Origin of the sequence: Flectobacillus major DSM 103, assembly GCF_000427405.1 — a bacterium.
Lineage (GTDB): Bacteria > Bacteroidota > Bacteroidia > Cytophagales > Spirosomataceae > Flectobacillus > Flectobacillus major.
The window spans coordinates 1,093,653-1,109,885 of record NZ_KE386491.1 but is presented as its reverse complement, the minus strand read 5'-3'; the positions used below and the strand labels follow the sequence as shown (position 1 = coordinate 1,109,885).

Here is a 16,233-nt window from a genome sequence, read left to right as displayed (position 1 = left end):
ATCAAAATTTTTACGTATAATTTATTCCGACCTTTCTTTGTGATATTAGCAATATTTACTCCACTCTATTTCGCTTTTACAAAGATATACAAAAAAATATTTGGACAAAATAGCATTTTGCCGAATAATCGTCTGTATTGAATAAAATCAAGATTTTGCAAAAAATAATCTTAGTTAGATACAATTTAAACCTCAAAGGCTTTTTTTGCAAAAAAGTCAAAAAACACAACCTAAAAATGAATATTTACCAAAATATACTACTTTTAACAACCAAAAACAAACCTGTTTTTTCATAAAAATCATTTTTTCAGTATTTTTTATACAAAAAACTAACATCGCCATTTTTAAAATAAAGAATCGGTTTTTTTTTGAAAAAATCTATATATTTCTTCTTTTAGCGGTATTTAGCCCCACATTTAGTAGGTTATGGCATGGCCTAGTAGAATCAGTACTCTAGTGCTATTTTACTAAAATTGTATAGCTTGAGATGAAGATTTGAAGTGACCCATAAAATAATTTACTTGTTACTGGCGTTATATCAAGATTGATAATTTTTTGTTATTCCTAAGCAACCTTTTCAGCCTGCAAGTAGTCCTATGATTAATTACATTTGTTTCTTGTAATAATCGTATTAAATTTACGAATAATCTTCTATATCACAATAGATTAACCTCATACAATTGCCGTCTTAGCCAAAGCTCAACCTTTTAACACATGCAAAAAAATCTACTGCTAATTCTACTGGCTTTTTGGACTTACCCTGCAATAGCTACGCATATTGTTGGTGGAGAAATTGACCTACAGAGGGTCAATAATCAAGGAACTTATACACATAGGGTATCCTTAAACCTTTATTTTGATGATATTAACGGTAATTTACCCGCTATTGATAATACCATTACATTAGGCTTTTTCCGCAAAAAAGACAATCAGGTTATGGGCTATGTAACCATGCCTATAACCAACAATAATCTTATTGGTTATACTAATCCTCAATGTGGAGGTATATCTACGCTCAGAACACGACTTATTCAATACAGCACTCTTATTGTACTACAGGCCAGCGTATTTAACGACCCCGACGGGTACTACATTGTTTGGGATAGGTGTTGCCGCAACAATATTATTTCCAATATTGTCAATCCTGCTCAGGCATCATCGTTGTTTTATCTCGAATTTCCTCCGCTTACGATAGACAACTCTTCGCCCAAATTCAAAGAGCTTAAAGGTGACTATATCTGTATTAATCGCCCTTTTACTTTCGACTTTAGTGCTACCGATGCCGATAGCGACAGCCTTGTGTATAGCCTTGTAACTCCTTTGAGTGGTTTTAGCACCACACAAGTTCCCAAACCAGATTTGCCAACAGGAAGTAGTAATTATCCTGTTATTAATTGGGCTTCGGGCTATAGCAATACCAATGCCATACCTGGAAGTCGCCCGCTGAGTGTTAATCGCAGAACTGGGCTTTTAACTGTTACTGCTGGGCAGTTAGGGCTATTTGTGTTTTGTGTGCTTACCGAAGAGTATCGAAATGGGAAAAAAATAGGAGCTGTTCGCCGAGATTTTCAGTTGAAGGTAGTAGACTGTGCTTCAAACGATGCTCCTCAAAGCTTTGTCAAAGTAGCAGGAGAAAGTGCCTTCTATAAACCTTCACAAACGATTTATCTAAAAAAAGAGAATAAGGATAAATGTTTTAACCTATATTTTACCGACCCTAATCCTTCTACAGAACTTACTATCAAGGCGATTGCTACCAACTTTACAGATGCTAATTTGATAAAAATACCTAATACCTATTTTGTACAAACAAGCAAGGATACCCTCAAAACACAGGTTTGCTTAGATGCGTGTTCGGAAAGTATTGATGGCAAGCCTTTGGTATTTCAATTAATTACGGCCGACAATGGCTGTCCTCAGCAGCTTATCGATACCCTAACCGTAAAAGTGATTGTTGAGCCTCAAACCAACAACAAGCCTAGTATTAGTACAGATTTAGGTAAAAACCGTGCAGAGGCTACGATCAATACTACGCTGAAATTTAATGTATTAGGAAATGATATTGATAACGACCAAATCAAGATTGAAGCCATAGGACGAGGGTTTAGTTTGGCACAGGCAGGTATGAGCTTTGCAGGAGCTAGTGGTATAGGTTCGGCTAGCTCTCCATTTGTTTGGAGTCCTTTATGTAGTAGTATTCGTAAAGACGATTATATTGTTGATTTTATGGTAACAGATACCCGATGCAACCGAAGCCAACAAGATACGATTGCTGTGGCATTCAAGCCACTGCCTATCGATAGCAAAGCTCCTAGTATTAGTACGACTTTGCCTAAAAATCAGTTAGAAATTATTTTGGATGGCGAAAAAACGCATTTACTCAACTTTGATGTTTTGTCGAAAGACCCCGAAAATGACCCTATTAAGGTATATGCTCAGCCAATTAATTTTAGCCTAAGTGCTGTTGGGGCTAATTGGGCCAATAAAGATGGTATCGGTAGTATCAATGCTCCATTTAGCTGGCAATTAAGCTGCGATTTATTACAAGATAGTGATGCAAAAACTTTTACCATCAACTTTGTTACAGAAGATAATTCGTGTAGCCCTATACGATTTGATACTGTACAAGTAGAAGTTGTATTAAAGAACAAAATAATGGACTATGAATTTAAGCCTGCCAATGTTTTTACACCTAACAACGACGGGAAAAATGACTATTTTGCTATCGATGATTTGCCCGAAAACAGTTGTTTTGAAAAATTTGAATATATCCAAATTTTCAATCGCTGGGGGCAGTCGGTATACCAATCTTTCGATAGGTTGTTTCAGTGGTATGGCGAGAACCTCCCTGCCAGCGACTACTATTATGTATTAAAGTTTACCAAGAAAGAATTTAAAGGGTGGATTACTTTACTCAGGTAAAGCTATTTAAAAATCTCGAAAATCGATTACACGTCCATCCTCAGCCACTTCGGCATTGGGGAAAATGGCCTGAACTTCAGTCCAAAATGGTGTAATATCACGGTATCTCGACGAAAAATGCCCTATTAATAATTTACCAACTCCTGCCTTCTGAGCTATCAGTCCAGCCTGATGAGCCGTTGTATGGAAAGTTTCGGCAGCACGTTCTTCTAGTTCGTGCAAAAAAGTAGCCTCATGATACAAAAGCTTTACTCCTTTTACAATATCTATGATACTTTCATGATACAGTGTATCTGAACAAAAAGCGTAGCTATCGGCCTGAGGAGCGGCAGTAGTATAATGCTTGGTAGCATACAGTACCTTACCATTGTCGTCCAAAACATCTATACCCTCTTTCAGTTGTTTGATTTGTTCGATAGTAACATCGGCGGGTAGTAGCTCCTTAACAATTTTGCGAGGTTTAGTTTTTTCTTCTATCAAAAAACCACAACAAGGCACACGATGAATCAACGGAATGGTTGTTACCTTGACGTGTTCATTTTCGAGAAGCATATAGGATTCGTTTGAACGCGTTTCTTCAAAATGTATTTTAAAGTTGAGCCTTGTGTCAGAATACTTGAGTTGTATCGTAATAATATCGGCCAAGCCTGCGGGGCCATAAATATATAAGTCCTCTAGGCGATGGTGCATATTGAGGGTTGAAAGCAAGCCAATTAAGCCAAAAAAATGGTCGCCATGCAAATGTGTAATAAAAATATACTTGATGCGAGTAGCCTTAATTTTGTATTTAAGCAACTGTATTTGTGTACCCTCGCCACAATCTATCAAATAGCCGTCGTGCTCAATCATTAAATGATGAGCTGTTGGATTCCGAGACAAAACAGGATTAGCAGAACCCGTGCCTAAAATGGTAAGTTGAAAACTCAAAATATACTTATTTTAATAGTATTATGAACAAAAATTATTGTGCCGACTCACAAGATATAAAAAAACCTTATCAGACTAACGTCGAATAAGGTTTTTTTGTTCAGAAACTTTTTAGCGAAAAATAGCCTAATAGTCATCTTCAGACGACTCGCCATACTCACCTCCACCAAACTCATCTTCATCTTCTGACTGAAAATCATTTTCGAGTTCGTTCAAGAATACGGCATCAATAGCCTCTTGGACGGTTGGCATAATTGTTAAATCTTCGATTTTGGCTCTATCCAACTGGTCGACAATTTCCTCGTTTTTGGTTACGATAATCAATAATCCCAATTCGTTCAAGCATATTTTATTGGCTTTACGAATCACAGAAATACCGTGTCCATCCAATTCAACGATAGAATCGAATTTTATAATTATATTGCCATAGCCTGCACGAAATAACTGGCGAACCAAGTTTTCCAAATCGGCATAATTGTCTTGTGTTAAAGCCGTTTCGTTTAGCTCGACTAGAGCATACTGTTCATTTTTTTCAATTTTGAAATTCATATTATACTACTTTATGAATACAAGTTTATGATAGTTTAGCTAATCGGGGAAACCCACAACAACAAAACTCCACTTTTGTATTGACAATAACTATGCTTTGGCGTTCAAAAATGTTAGAATATTTTGTTCTACTCTTTCCAGAATATTGGTTGATTCCGATTTTTCAAATGCTTTACCCGTTACTTTTTCAAACAATTCGATATATCTTGCCGAAATCTGATTGACCCATTCTGGCGACATCGCAGGTACAGTTTGTCCTTCTTTTCCTTGGAAACCATTGGCTATAAGCCATTCTCTTACAAATTCTTTAGAAAGCTGTTTTTGAGCTTCGTTGTTATCTTGACGTTCTTGATAACCATCTAGGTAAAAATAGCGAGATGAATCTGGCGTATGAATTTCGTCTATCAAAACAATTTTGCCATCTATTTTACCGAATTCGTATTTGGTATCTACCAAGATCAAGCCTTGTTGGGCTGCCATCTGAGTACCTTTTTCAAAAAGAGCTAGCGTATATTTTTCAAGCTGAACATAATCCTCTTCCGAAACCAAGCCTTTTGCTAGAATATCTTCACGAGAAATATCCTCGTCGTGACCCTCATGAGCTTTGGTGGTTGGTGTAATAATTGGCTGAGGCAATTTATCATTTTCTTTTAATCCCTCTGGCAAAGTTACTCCACAAAGTGTGCGTAAGCCCGATTTGTACGTACGAGCCGCATGGCCAGCCAAATAGCCTCTTACTACCATTTCTACAGGGAAAGCCTCGCATTTCAAGCCAGCACTTACATTGGGGTCGGGTACGGCCACCAACCAGTTGGGTACAATATCTTTGGTAGCACCCAAGAAATGTGCTGCAATTTGATTAAGTACTTGTCCTTTATAAGGAATAGCCTCGGGCAATACTACGTCGAAAGCCGAGATACGGTCGGAAGCAACCATTACCAGTATATCCTCGAAAGAATACACATCACGTACTTTACCCTTATAGAAACCCGTTTGATGGGGAAAATTAAAATTGGTACTTTTTATTACGTTCATTGTTAGCTTGACAGAAACTTAAACTACCGTAGTAATTTACGCAACCGCCTATTGATGTTACATTTTTTCAATCACAATTGCAGAAGCACCGCCTCCGCCATTACAAATTCCAGCAGCCCCGATACGTCCCCCATTTTGGTTCAAGACACCAATCAAGGTTGTGACAATACGTGCTCCCGATGCCCCAAGTGGATGACCTAACGATACAGCACCACCATGTACATTGATTTTGTGGTGCGGAATATCCAACATTTTTTCAAAAGCCAGCGGTACAACAGCAAAAGCTTCGTTGATTTCAAAGAAGTCTACTTCTTCTTTAATTAAGCCTGCCATCCGAATTGCTTTTGGTACAGCTACAGTTGGAGTTGTTGTAAACCAAGCGGGTTCTTGTTCGGCATCGGCAAATCCTATAATTTTAGCCAAAGGCTTTAACTTCAACTTTTCGGCTTTGCGTTTTGACATCAACACCAATGCAGCAGCCCCGTCGTTGAGGGTTGACGAATTGGCGGCTGTTACCGTTCCTTTCTTTTCAAAAGCAGGCTTGAGGTTAGGAATTTTTTCAAAATTAACATTTTTAAATTCTTCATCCTCAGTTATTGTAATAATTCCCTTACGAGTTTGTACCTCTACAGGCACTATTTCGTCGTTGAAATAACCCGACGATGCGGCATGAGCACTACGCTTGTACGACTCAATGGCAAAGTCATCTTGGTCTTCACGAGTGATACCATATTTACGAGCCGTTCTATCGGCAAAAATCCCCATTGCACATTCGTCGTAGGCATCGGTAAGGCCATCTTTTTCTAGGCCATCCACCAATGTTTCTGAGCCATATTTATAGCCAAATCTTGCTTTTGGCACATAATAGGGAGCATTCGACATACTTTCCATACCACCTGCCACTATTACATCGGCCATGCCGAGCATGATACTTTGTGCTGCAAAGATAATAGCTTTTGCCCCCGAAGCACATACTTTATTGATGGTTGTACAACGGACTTCGTTGGGTAAACCGGCTTTTAGAGTCGCAATTCTGGCAGGTGCTTGCCCCAAATTGGCAGAAATAACATTTCCCATGAGTACTTCCTCTACCAACTCTGGCTTAATTCCAGCCTTTGCGACAGCCCCCTTGATAGCAATACTTCCTAAATCGGTAGCAGACAAGCTTGACAAGGCCCCTCCAAAACTCCCAATTGGCGTTCTTACGGCCGATACAATATATACTTCTTGCATGATAATATTGAAGTTAATTTATTATTTAATGGTGGTTATGTAATGTAAAATAAAATAGTTACCAGTTTTGTTTCATAGTAGCAGTATTCTTTTTCAGGAGTCCGTTTCGTTGTTGGATATACTGTACTTCATTATTTTTCATTGCATCCAAAATCATTTTTGCTTTTTCAGGAGTCAAACCATAATTTTTGAGTGTTTTGAGCATTTCGTTCTGAGCGTCATCTTTGGCAACCTCCCGATTGTCCATCGTTGGCGGTGGAGGAGGCACAGCATTGTTGTTGTTTTGTGGTTTGGGAGGGTCAATCCTTGGTTTGTATTTTTGCTTGAGTAATTCAAAATTATAACGAGCAATTTTATTTTCAGGATTTAGTTTTAATGATTTTTTTAGCAATCTCAAGGCTTTACTGGTATCGTGCGATGTACACGCCAATAAACCCAATTGACAATAGGTAGTAGATGCCATTGTTGGCTCTTCTAAATCTATCAATTTTGCATACATCTTTTGAGCCTGTAGGGTATCTTTTGAAAGCAATAACACGTGGGCTTGATTCAATACCACCTCGGGAGGGGTAAAATATGAGTTTTGTGAGATTGCTTGGTAATACTTAACCGCATCTTGGAAATTGCCACTCCTAAAAGCCTTTTCAGCTTCAAGTTTTGCTTGATTTCTTGCACTCACTTTTGCAAATGAGCCATTTTCCAAAATCCAAAGAAATATGTAAAATATAAAGTAATTCAATTTTTTTCCTCTCGATATATTTACGTTTCACAACGGCCAAATAGATTTTGTCCTACTATAAATATTAAAGCTGAAACGTTCTGACAGTAAAGAATACGTCTATTCCTAGCAAAAATAACGCAACTATTAAGAAATAAAAATATTTATTTGCAGTTACTGTTACAACACGTTGGTCTATCAAATTAGCAGATATTTTCTCGACCTCCGTTATCAACTCCACAAAACTATCCGAAACACTGTTGATTTCTAAATAGTTACCTCTTGTTTCGGCTGCCATTTTTTTCAAAAAATCACTATCTAATCTTGTTATAACTACATTTCCATCCTCATCTTTTTTGAAAAACTTTCCTTCTTTTAGGGTTGTGCCGTCGGCTGTACCAAGCCCCACCGTAAATAGATTGATTCCATTCCTTCTGATTCGGGTAAGGAGGGTATTATCAAAGTTACCAAAATTTTCGCCATCACTGATTAATACAATTACCTTCGACTTGTTATTGGTTTTGGCTTTCAAGAGTTTTTCGAGGGCTAATTCCAAAGCAGGGTTATAATTTGTACCTCCTTGTGGCAGTAGGTCGGTGTTGATACGAGGTATAAAAAGATTAATGGCGTTTCGATCGAAGGTTAAGGGCGACAACAAGAAGGCATCTTCCGAAAATACAATTACTCCTACCCTGTCGCTAGTAAAATGATTGACTAGGCGGTTCATCTCAAACTTAGCTTTTTCTATTCGGCTAGGTTGTACATCGGTGGCATCCATCGACTTTGATATATCAACAAGCAGAAATATATCACGTCCTTCGGCTTTGATAGTACCATTGATATCGCCAAAATAAGGGTCCATCAGTGCCATTATCAACAAAGAAAAATAAACACTTCTTAAAATAAACTTCAAAACACTTGAACGTGCAATTGTTTTGAGTTTTTTGGCTATCCAAAAAACTCTAATCAAATAAAAAATGTATATAATAATAAAAAGAGCAATGAATAGTTTTTCTGTTTGCCCTAAATCCGCATTCCAATTCATACGATAAAATTGAACAGAACTTACAATAAATGCAAATTTTTGTGCTTTATCAATGGGGGATTCTTCCCTATTGCCTGTCATTATTTGACATTAACGAAGCAATAATGGCCATAAATAGCAATAGCCCAGAGACATATCGGTATGATAGATTTAATAGATATGGCTTTTCTGTTTTGTTATTCACTAGGTTGTAGTTACTGTTTTATTGTGAACAAAACAAATTTGATAACTCATGAAAAAAGATAACATATTTTGTATAATGGCCTTGCTAGTAGGGTTGATGAGTGCCTGTACAAGCACCCAAAGGCCATTACAACTAATGCCCATTGCCGACCATAGTGTTGTAATAGATGGTAAAACTGTAGTAAAAGACGAGAAAGATAGCGTAAAACTTGTGGTATCGTTCAATGGCAAATTCAACGAATATATGGCCTTCGATACTGAAATCTTTAATCTTTCGAGCAAAGATATGTTTACATCTCCCACTCATTTTCAACTTATCCCACTCAACGAAAATATGAGTCCTATTATGGCCGATAGCATTAGTCCTATTGTGCTGGAGGGAGTAGAACCACGAGAAAAAATGAATGATACCAATTATCAGATGGCACTACAAGACAAAAAACTCAAACAAGCCAAAGTACTGAATACTGTGTTATTTATTGGGGGTATTGTAGCTATGGCCTCGTCGAGTGGCAGGTCGTCTCGTCATGATCGATATTCAACAGGTATGGAACTGGGCAATGCTATGGTGCAATTTGCTAGCGTAAAAAGAATTATCGACCACGAAAACTATTACAGCAATATGGATAGGCTTCACAATGAACGCCGAACGTGGTCGGAACAAGGCTTTAATAGCAATACCTTATCAGCACATACTTCTTTGCGTGGCGATGTGTTTGTGCCAATATTCAAAAATGCTAAATATGTGCAGTTGGTCTACAAACTCCCTAATAATGAGATTACGTTTTTGTTTGAACAACATGGCGAGTAATATTTAGTGATTTCATTCATTGAGAACTGATTAAGATGTTACACCTAATAATTACCTTTCCTTTTTTGAAACTGGTGCGACTGATTTTAGGGTGGTAAGCTCTTCGGGCTTGTCGTTTGAGATATACATTTTCCTATTAGTTGAAGAATAAATTAGCCCGCTAATAGGAAAATAACCCAATCATTAAACTCATAACTTATTACAACCCAAAAACACACACAAACAACTCACTATCAAATAATTAATCCTTTCAAATACAGCTAACCTCCCCCTCTCACAATAAGCTTTGATTTGATAATTACCTCCTCACGGATATAAGTTTGGGGAGCTTTCATAGCCGCCATCAATAATTGGGCAGCCTTTGCTCCCATTTCATACGGAAACTGTTCAATACTAGCAATAGGAGGTTGCTCTAAATAATTACAAAAAGTAAGATTAGAAAAACTCACAAAATAAATATCTTGGTTAATCGTCAGGCCATTTTGTCGGCATACCTGCATAGCATCCATAGCAACATAATCGTGAAAGGCCAATACCGCCTGCGGAGGCTCGGGCAGATTCAACAATTCTTGCATTTTCAAGACAGTATCTTCCTTGGTTAGGTCGCCCCCTTTGATATACTGTGGCAAAATAGGAATTTGGTGCTTCCTCAAAGCCTCCACATATCCCTGAAAACGCTCGTCGGTAGCATATAAAGTATTGGGGCCATTGAGCAACGCTATTTTACTAAGCCCCTTTGATAACAAAAACTCTACCGCTTCAAAAGCTCCAACCATAATATCGGAATACACACAACTATTGGGCAAATTACGAATAACCCTATCAAAAAAAACAATAGGTATACCGTGTTTGTTGACATCCAAGAAATGTTCGGTACGATACGTTTCAGACGTAACCGATACAATGATACCATCAACCCCATGCTTGACCAACGATTTAATCGCCAAATTTTCCCTTTCAAAACTATTTCTTGACTGCTGAAGTATTACTCTAAAGCCTTTTTCAAAGAGGATGTCTTCTATTCCTGTAATTGCCAGTGAAAAAAACTGTTCTGTCAAAAATGGTAAAACTACCCCAACATGAAACGTCTGTTGTTTTTTCAGGTTAATAGCCGTTGAATTGGGCACATAATTCAACTCCTGAGCCAGTTTTAGTACCTGTTCTTTCATCCTAATACCAATACGCGGGTGATTCTGCAAAGCCCTCGAAACCGTAGAAACAGACGTTCCTAGGCGTTTGGCTAATTCTTTCATGGTAGTTTGATTCTGTGCCATTGGGTCAATAATAAAGTGTCATTTTTCAGGAAATAGCCCTTCTTGTTTCTCTCCAAAACCACATCGCTATTCTGTTACAAAGCTAATACTATATTCACCAAAATTTGCACAATCGGTTGCACAATGTTGCACAATCGGTTGTACAGATATTCTTCTTACAAACCGCACCAATTAAGCTACCCAACTAGCCAACAAATGCCTATTTTTGTTTATCAACTTATCGCTTTGTAACTATAAACTATGAATTATAAAAGCATAAAAGTATCCACGCCAGGGCGTATTTGTTTATTTGGCGAGCATCAAGATTATTTAGGCTTGCCTGTTATTGCGGCAGCTATTTCAAAAAGGATAGAGATTGCTGGAAGCACACAACATTCGAGTAATGTTCAAATCCATTTGCCCGATATTAATACTGAAGAATCCTTTGAGCTTCAAAGCATTCGGTCTTACCAAAAAGACCGAGATTATTTCAGAAGTGTATTCAATATCTTAGAACGAAAAAAAGGAATTACTTTTCCCGAAGGCTTCGACATAACAGTACAGGGCAATATTCCAATTAATTCGGGAACGTCGAGTTCGTCGGCATTAGTGGTAGCATGGACACATTTTTTACTCAAAATGGCCGGACAGCCCATCGACCCTATCGAGGTAGGCGAACTGGCCTATTTGGCAGAAGTAGAAGAGTTTGGAGAACCAGGAGGACGCATGGACCAATACGCTACGGCAATTGGGCATATCATGTATTTGGAGTCGAGCCCCAAAATTCAGGTAAAAGCCTATAATCCAGCATTTGGCTCATTTGTTTTGGGCGATTCGCTCGAACCAAAAGATACCCTCAAGGTACTCAAACATGTAAAGTTTGGGATGCTAGAAGCACTCCAAAAAATCAAAAATTATAATCCAAACTTTGATTTAAGCACTGCTCCTATTGAGTCTGCTCATGATTACCGCTCTATTCTGAATACAGATGAGTTTATTCTGTTTCATAGCAATCTTTCAGACAGAGATATTTTGAGAAAAGCCCAAAATATGTTTGAAAACCAAGAACTTGACAATGTGTATTTTGGAACATTGCTCAACCAACATCAAGACAACCTCAGAGATGCCAAGCGGGTGTCGACCGACAAAATCAACCGCATGATTCATGTAGCCAATAATGCAGGAGCATTAGGTGGCAAAATCAATGGCTCGGGAGGTGGTGGCTGTATGTTTGCCTATACCCCCAACAACCCCGAAGCAGTAGTAGAAGCTATCGAGAAAGTAGGCGGAAAGGCTTATATTATTGATATTGCCGAAGGCAGCACAGACTTTACCCTCAATTAACTATAACACAGTAGCCCCCCTCAATCGGCGAGCTATTGAGTAATACACTCAATTTTCTATGAAAAAAAGAATCCTTATTTTGGCAGGCGGTGTAGCTTCCAGAATGAAAAAAGACGCACAAGATATTCAACACATCGAAAAAGAACTTATCGACCAAGCTAATACTCTTACCAAAGGCATGATTGGACTAGGAAAAGAAGGTAAATCGCTGATTGACTATCAATTGTACAATGCAAGTGTGGCTGGCGTTGAAGAAGTTTTATTATTATTACATCCAAACGACAGCTTTACTCAACCTTATTATGAAAACTTAGTGCAAACAGGCAAGCATTGGGGACTTACTTTCTTTTTTGCACGACAAACAATTAGTCAAGACCGAATCAAGCCTGCGGGTACAGCCGATGCCGTTTGGCAAGCTTTACAACAACATCCTCAATGGCAAAAAGGACGTACCATTGTTTGTAATAGCGACAACCTGTACTCTGTAAAGGCTTTGGAGGTACTCTGGAACTGCCCGCATACCAACGCACTGGTTAGTTATGATAGAGATAGCCTAGATTTTCCTCTTGAAAGAATCAAAGCATTTGCCATTATAGAGCCAGACGAACAAGGTTTTCTTCATAAAATCATAGAAAAACCTAGCGAACAGCAAGCTGAAGAAGTACTACAAAAATATGGACGAATTGGCGTAAGTATGAATGCCTTTGTATTGGAAGCCGAAGATATACTACCAGCTTTGGTACAAACACCTTTTCATCCCGAGCGTAACGAAAAAGAATTACCCACTAGTCTTTCGATGATGAACGAGGTATTTCATAAAAAAATATACTGTATCCCTTTGGCCGAAAATGTACCCGACCTTACCAGTAAACATGATATAGAAACAGTGAAAGCATATTTGGAGGAAACATACTCTTTTTAATGATATTCAAATCCATTAAAGCTCTGATAATAAATGAACGCTTCACTCATTTTGTATTGTCAAATGGCTGTTAGTATTTTAAAAAGATTCCTCCGATTATTTTACAAGAAGAATATTGGTTTTATATCCATAAAAACTTTTCTGTGGTACAATCAGATATTTACTCATTGACAAATTAAACAGCACTTTCTAACGCATAACTTATCTAATATTTTGAGTATGAAAAAGACATTACAACGACGCGATTTTATACAAAAAGGAGGTATCGCCCTTGCAGCAGGGTTGGTACTGCCCAATAGTGTTTTAGCCAAGAAAGATGACCGAAAAGTACGTCTAGGCTTTATTGGTGTAGGTTTACGAGGTCGAAACCACGTAAAAAATGCTACGGCTTTTCCAGAGGTAGAGATTACTTGTATTTGTGATATTGACCCACAGGCTATTGCAGCCGCTCAGAAGATTTTGAAAGAGTCAGGGAGAAAAGAGGCTGCTGTTTATGGTAAAAACGACCTAGATTTTGAAAACATGGTAAAGCGCGACGATATCGACGGTATCATTATAGCCACACCATGGGAATGGCACGTACCGATGGCACTAGCCGCCATGAAAGCAGGAAAATATGCAGGATTGGAGGTTTCGGCTACCGTAAAATTGCAAGAATCATGGGATTTGGTGAATACCTTCGAAAAAACAGGCTCGCACTGCATGCTGCTCGAGAATGTATGCTACCGTCGCGATGTTATGGCTGTATTGAATATGGTTCGTGACAATCTTTTTGGTGAAATCACTCATTTAGAATGTGGTTACGAACACGATTTGCGGCATGTAAAATTCAACAATGGCAAACAAGCCTACGGTGGTGGTGTCGAATTTGGGGCAAATGCCTTCAGTGAAGCCAAATGGAGAACCCAGCATTCGGTTGATAGAAACGGCGACCTTTATCCAACACACGGCTTGGGGCCTGTAGCCGAAATGATTAATATCAACCGTGGTAATCAGTTTTTGTACCTAACGTCGATGGCATCAAAAGGCGTTGCTTTACACAAATATATCGTAGACAATGGGGGCGAAAATCACCCAAATGCAAAGGTAAAATTCAAATTGGGAGACGTTGTACAAACCATGATTAAGTGTGCCAATGGCGAAACTATTTTAATTACACACGACACCAATTCGCCTCGTCCTTATTCGTTGGGCTTTAGGGTACAAGGTGCAAGTGGCTTGTGGATGGACGAAGGCAACCAGATTTATGTAGAAAAAGTATCGGCAAAAAACGATGTTTGGGAATCGGATGAAGCCTATATGAAAAAATATGACCATGCCGTTTGGAAAAAATTAGAACAAGAGGCCGTTGGGGCAGGTCATGGAGGTATGGATTATTTTGTTATCCGTGATTTTATTAATGCTGTCAAAAACAAAACCACCCCTCCTATCGATGTCTACGATGCAGCAGCGTGGTCGGCCATCAGTCCACTTTCTGAAATGTCGATTGCCAAGGGATCGGCCCCAGTAGCAATCCCCGATTTTACACGTGGTAAGTGGAAAACCCGAAAACCAATCTTTGGATTGGAAGTTTAGCATAAGTATTGGTAATACGTAAAATATGGATGAAAGCAGTCTCCTCGGGCCTTTTATAGGCTCGTGGAGATATTTTTTTATCCCTCTTCTTCCACAAAAATGCCCAATAGCCATAAATACTCATGTTATCTTGAAAATTATCTCTAGTAAAATACTAGGATTCACTTTTTTTTCTGAACTTTGCCGCCATTATTTATTTGAAACAAAACTATTTAACCAATAACTCGTAGCCATTAGCCATCAGAAAAATTCTTAAAAAGATGTTTAAAAGCATTGTTTGATATTTTTGATTTGAAAACCACCATATTATGATGTTCTTTTCATTGTTTTGCTCATACCAACAACAATCAATAAAACCAACAATTCCTTGACAACACCCTTCTGACAGCCACTGCTCGTGCTTATTGCTTGAATAAGCATTACAAACAACAATTGCATGGAAATCTTAAAAAGTAGTCGCCTTGATTCGCTCCGCTACGATATTCGTGGTCCAGTTTATGATAAGGCTCTCCAATTACAACGTGAGGGCTATAAAATCACCTCTTTGAATATCGGCAACCCAGCGGCATTTGGCTTTGAGACTCCTGACGAAATTATTCATGACATCATCATGAATATTCGCAACGCTCAAGGTTATGCCGATTCTCGTGGGTTGTTTGCCGCCCGCAAGGCCGTAATGCAGTATTATCAAAGTCGTGGCGTAAGAAATATCGAAATTGAAGATGTATTCATCGGCAATGGCGTAAGTGAGCTTATATCTTTGGTAATGACTGCCTTATTGAATACTGGTGATGAAATTTTGATTCCTTCACCCGACTATCCCCTTTGGACTACCTCGGTTGGCCTAGCTGGTGGTACACCTGTACATTATGTATGTGATGAAGCCGCCGACTGGAATCCTGATTTAAAAGATATTGAGGCCAAAATCACAAAGAAAACACGTGGTATTGTATTGATTAACCCCAACAACCCTACAGGTGCTGTATATGAAAAAAGTATAGTAGAAGGTATTGTTCGTTTGGCCGAAAAACATAAGCTGATTGTTTTTGCCGATGAGATTTATGACAAAATCCTTTATGATGGAGCGGTACACCATACCACCGCAGGGATGTCGGAAGAAACCCTTGTAGTGACAATGGGTGGTATGTCCAAAAATTACCGTGCAGCAGGCTTTAGAGGCGGATGGATGGTACTTACAGGAGCTAAACACAAGGCCAAATCTTATATAGAAGGGCTTAGCTTTTTGGCAAGTATGCGTTTGTGTGCCAATGTTATTACCCAATATGGTATTCAAACAGCCTTGGGTGGGTATCAATCTATCAACGATTTGGTAATTCCTACGGGGCGTTTGTACAAGCAAATGGAGTTAACTCACCAAAAACTGATCGCTATTCCGGGTGTTACCTGTGTAAAGCCCAAAGGTGCAATGTATTTGTTCCCCAAATTTGATTTAAAACAATTCGACTTCAAAAACGATGGCGACTTTGTGTTAAGTCTTTTAGAAGAACAACGTATTTTGGTAGTAGCAGGCACAGGGTTCAATTTCAAAGAACCTGACCACTTCCGAATTGTATTCCTTCCTCACCTAGAACAACTTGAATTAGCTTTGGGTAAAATTGCTCTTCATTTTGAAAATCACAGAAAGGGGAAATCCAAAATTTCGGGATAATTAGGTCTTTTTAGAGGAAAGCGTGTTATTCCATAACTTTTTTTCAG

13 protein-coding genes are annotated in these 16,233 nt (G+C 38.5%); 6 read left to right on the top strand and 7 right to left on the bottom strand.

Features of this window, described 5'->3' with window-relative positions; translation table 11 throughout:
- Positions 1 to 714 precede the first annotated feature (714 nt).
- A complete protein-coding gene (locus FLEMA_RS0106430) occupies positions 715 to 2,922 on the top strand; it encodes a T9SS type B sorting domain-containing protein (protein WP_026994758.1) in 2,208 nt (735 codons plus the stop codon).
- Positions 2,923 to 2,928: 6 nt separating this feature from the next.
- On the opposite strand, the gene FLEMA_RS67725 is transcribed toward FLEMA_RS0106430, so the two are convergent.
- From FLEMA_RS67725 to FLEMA_RS0106400, 6 genes are all read right to left on the bottom strand, one after another.
- The gene (locus tag FLEMA_RS67725; protein ID WP_044170992.1) at positions 2,929 to 3,849 is read right to left on the bottom strand and encodes a ribonuclease Z; all 921 of its coding nucleotides are present in this window, start codon (positions 3,847 to 3,849) and stop codon (positions 2,929 to 2,931) included.
- Between the two features lie 126 nt (positions 3,850 to 3,975).
- On the bottom strand, positions 3,976 to 4,398 hold the full coding sequence (locus tag FLEMA_RS0106420) for a hypothetical protein (RefSeq protein ID WP_026994757.1): 423 nt from the start codon (positions 4,396 to 4,398) through the stop codon (positions 3,976 to 3,978).
- Between the two features lie 90 nt (positions 4,399 to 4,488).
- Positions 4,489 to 5,433, bottom strand: a complete 945-nt coding sequence (locus FLEMA_RS0106415; RefSeq protein ID WP_026994756.1) for a phosphoribosylaminoimidazolesuccinocarboxamide synthase — start codon at positions 5,431 to 5,433, stop codon at positions 4,489 to 4,491.
- A 57-nt stretch (positions 5,434 to 5,490) separates the two neighbouring features.
- Entirely contained in the window at positions 5,491 to 6,666 is a 1,176-nt protein-coding gene (locus FLEMA_RS0106410) for an acetyl-CoA C-acyltransferase (protein ID WP_026994755.1), read from the bottom strand.
- A 58-nt stretch (positions 6,667 to 6,724) separates the two neighbouring features.
- Positions 6,725 to 7,345 (bottom strand): hypothetical protein, encoded by a 621-nt coding sequence (locus tag FLEMA_RS0106405; protein WP_144080047.1) that lies wholly within the window; start codon positions 7,343 to 7,345, stop codon positions 6,725 to 6,727.
- A gap of 124 nt (positions 7,346 to 7,469) precedes the next feature.
- Positions 7,470 to 8,429: a vWA domain-containing protein gene (locus FLEMA_RS0106400; RefSeq protein ID WP_026994753.1), complete on the bottom strand. Its 960-nt coding sequence runs from the start codon at positions 8,427 to 8,429 to the stop codon at positions 7,470 to 7,472.
- A 232-nt stretch (positions 8,430 to 8,661) separates the two neighbouring features.
- Between FLEMA_RS0106400 and FLEMA_RS0106395 the strand changes: the two genes are divergently transcribed.
- Positions 8,662 to 9,423 carry a hypothetical protein gene (locus FLEMA_RS0106395; protein ID WP_026994752.1) on the top strand — a complete coding sequence of 254 codons (762 nt, stop codon included), beginning with the start codon at positions 8,662 to 8,664 and terminating at the stop codon, positions 9,421 to 9,423.
- 260 nt (positions 9,424 to 9,683) lie between these two features.
- Here FLEMA_RS0106395 and FLEMA_RS0106390 read toward each other — a convergent pair whose 3' ends face one another.
- The gene (locus FLEMA_RS0106390; protein ID WP_026994751.1) at positions 9,684 to 10,697 is read right to left on the bottom strand and encodes a LacI family DNA-binding transcriptional regulator; all 1,014 of its coding nucleotides are present in this window, start codon (positions 10,695 to 10,697) and stop codon (positions 9,684 to 9,686) included.
- A gap of 240 nt (positions 10,698 to 10,937) precedes the next feature.
- On the opposite strand from FLEMA_RS0106390, the gene FLEMA_RS0106385 reads away from it, so the two are divergent.
- The 4 genes from FLEMA_RS0106385 (at position 10,938) to FLEMA_RS0106370 (ending at position 16,186) form a co-directional block, all read left to right on the top strand.
- On the top strand, positions 10,938 to 12,020 hold the full coding sequence (locus FLEMA_RS0106385) for a mevalonate kinase family protein (RefSeq protein WP_044170983.1): 1,083 nt from the start codon (positions 10,938 to 10,940) through the stop codon (positions 12,018 to 12,020).
- A gap of 58 nt (positions 12,021 to 12,078) precedes the next feature.
- A complete protein-coding gene (locus FLEMA_RS0106380) occupies positions 12,079 to 12,942 on the top strand; it encodes a sugar phosphate nucleotidyltransferase (RefSeq protein WP_026994749.1) in 864 nt (287 codons plus the stop codon).
- Between the two features lie 219 nt (positions 12,943 to 13,161).
- Positions 13,162 to 14,517: a Gfo/Idh/MocA family protein gene (locus FLEMA_RS0106375; RefSeq protein WP_026994748.1), complete on the top strand. Its 1,356-nt coding sequence runs from the start codon at positions 13,162 to 13,164 to the stop codon at positions 14,515 to 14,517.
- A 436-nt stretch (positions 14,518 to 14,953) separates the two neighbouring features.
- On the top strand, positions 14,954 to 16,186 hold the full coding sequence (locus FLEMA_RS0106370) for a pyridoxal phosphate-dependent aminotransferase (protein WP_026994747.1): 1,233 nt from the start codon (positions 14,954 to 14,956) through the stop codon (positions 16,184 to 16,186).
- The last annotated feature ends 47 nt before the right edge of the window (positions 16,187 to 16,233 follow it).

What these genes read in the sequence shown, in the direction of transcription:
- FLEMA_RS0106430 (WP_026994758.1), top strand. Translation starts at nt 715, where the DNA reads ATGCAAAAAAATCTACTGCTAATTCTACTGGCTTTTTGGACTTACCCT.
- FLEMA_RS0106420 (WP_026994757.1), bottom strand. Translation starts at nt 4,398, where the DNA reads ATGAATTTCAAAATTGAAAAAAATGAACAGTATGCTCTAGTCGAGCTA.
- FLEMA_RS0106415 (WP_026994756.1), bottom strand. Translation starts at nt 5,433, where the DNA reads ATGAACGTAATAAAAAGTACCAATTTTAATTTTCCCCATCAAACGGGT.
- FLEMA_RS0106410 (WP_026994755.1), bottom strand. Translation starts at nt 6,666, where the DNA reads ATGCAAGAAGTATATATTGTATCGGCCGTAAGAACGCCAATTGGGAGT.
- FLEMA_RS0106400 (WP_026994753.1), bottom strand. Translation starts at nt 8,429, where the DNA reads ATGAATTGGAATGCGGATTTAGGGCAAACAGAAAAACTATTCATTGCT.
- FLEMA_RS0106395 (WP_026994752.1), top strand. Translation starts at nt 8,662, where the DNA reads ATGAAAAAAGATAACATATTTTGTATAATGGCCTTGCTAGTAGGGTTG.
- FLEMA_RS0106390 (WP_026994751.1), bottom strand. Translation starts at nt 10,697, where the DNA reads ATGGCACAGAATCAAACTACCATGAAAGAATTAGCCAAACGCCTAGGA.
- FLEMA_RS0106385 (WP_044170983.1), top strand. Translation starts at nt 10,938, where the DNA reads ATGAATTATAAAAGCATAAAAGTATCCACGCCAGGGCGTATTTGTTTA.
- FLEMA_RS0106380 (WP_026994749.1), top strand. Translation starts at nt 12,079, where the DNA reads ATGAAAAAAAGAATCCTTATTTTGGCAGGCGGTGTAGCTTCCAGAATG.
- FLEMA_RS0106375 (WP_026994748.1), top strand. Translation starts at nt 13,162, where the DNA reads ATGAAAAAGACATTACAACGACGCGATTTTATACAAAAAGGAGGTATC.
- FLEMA_RS0106370 (WP_026994747.1), top strand. Translation starts at nt 14,954, where the DNA reads ATGGAAATCTTAAAAAGTAGTCGCCTTGATTCGCTCCGCTACGATATT.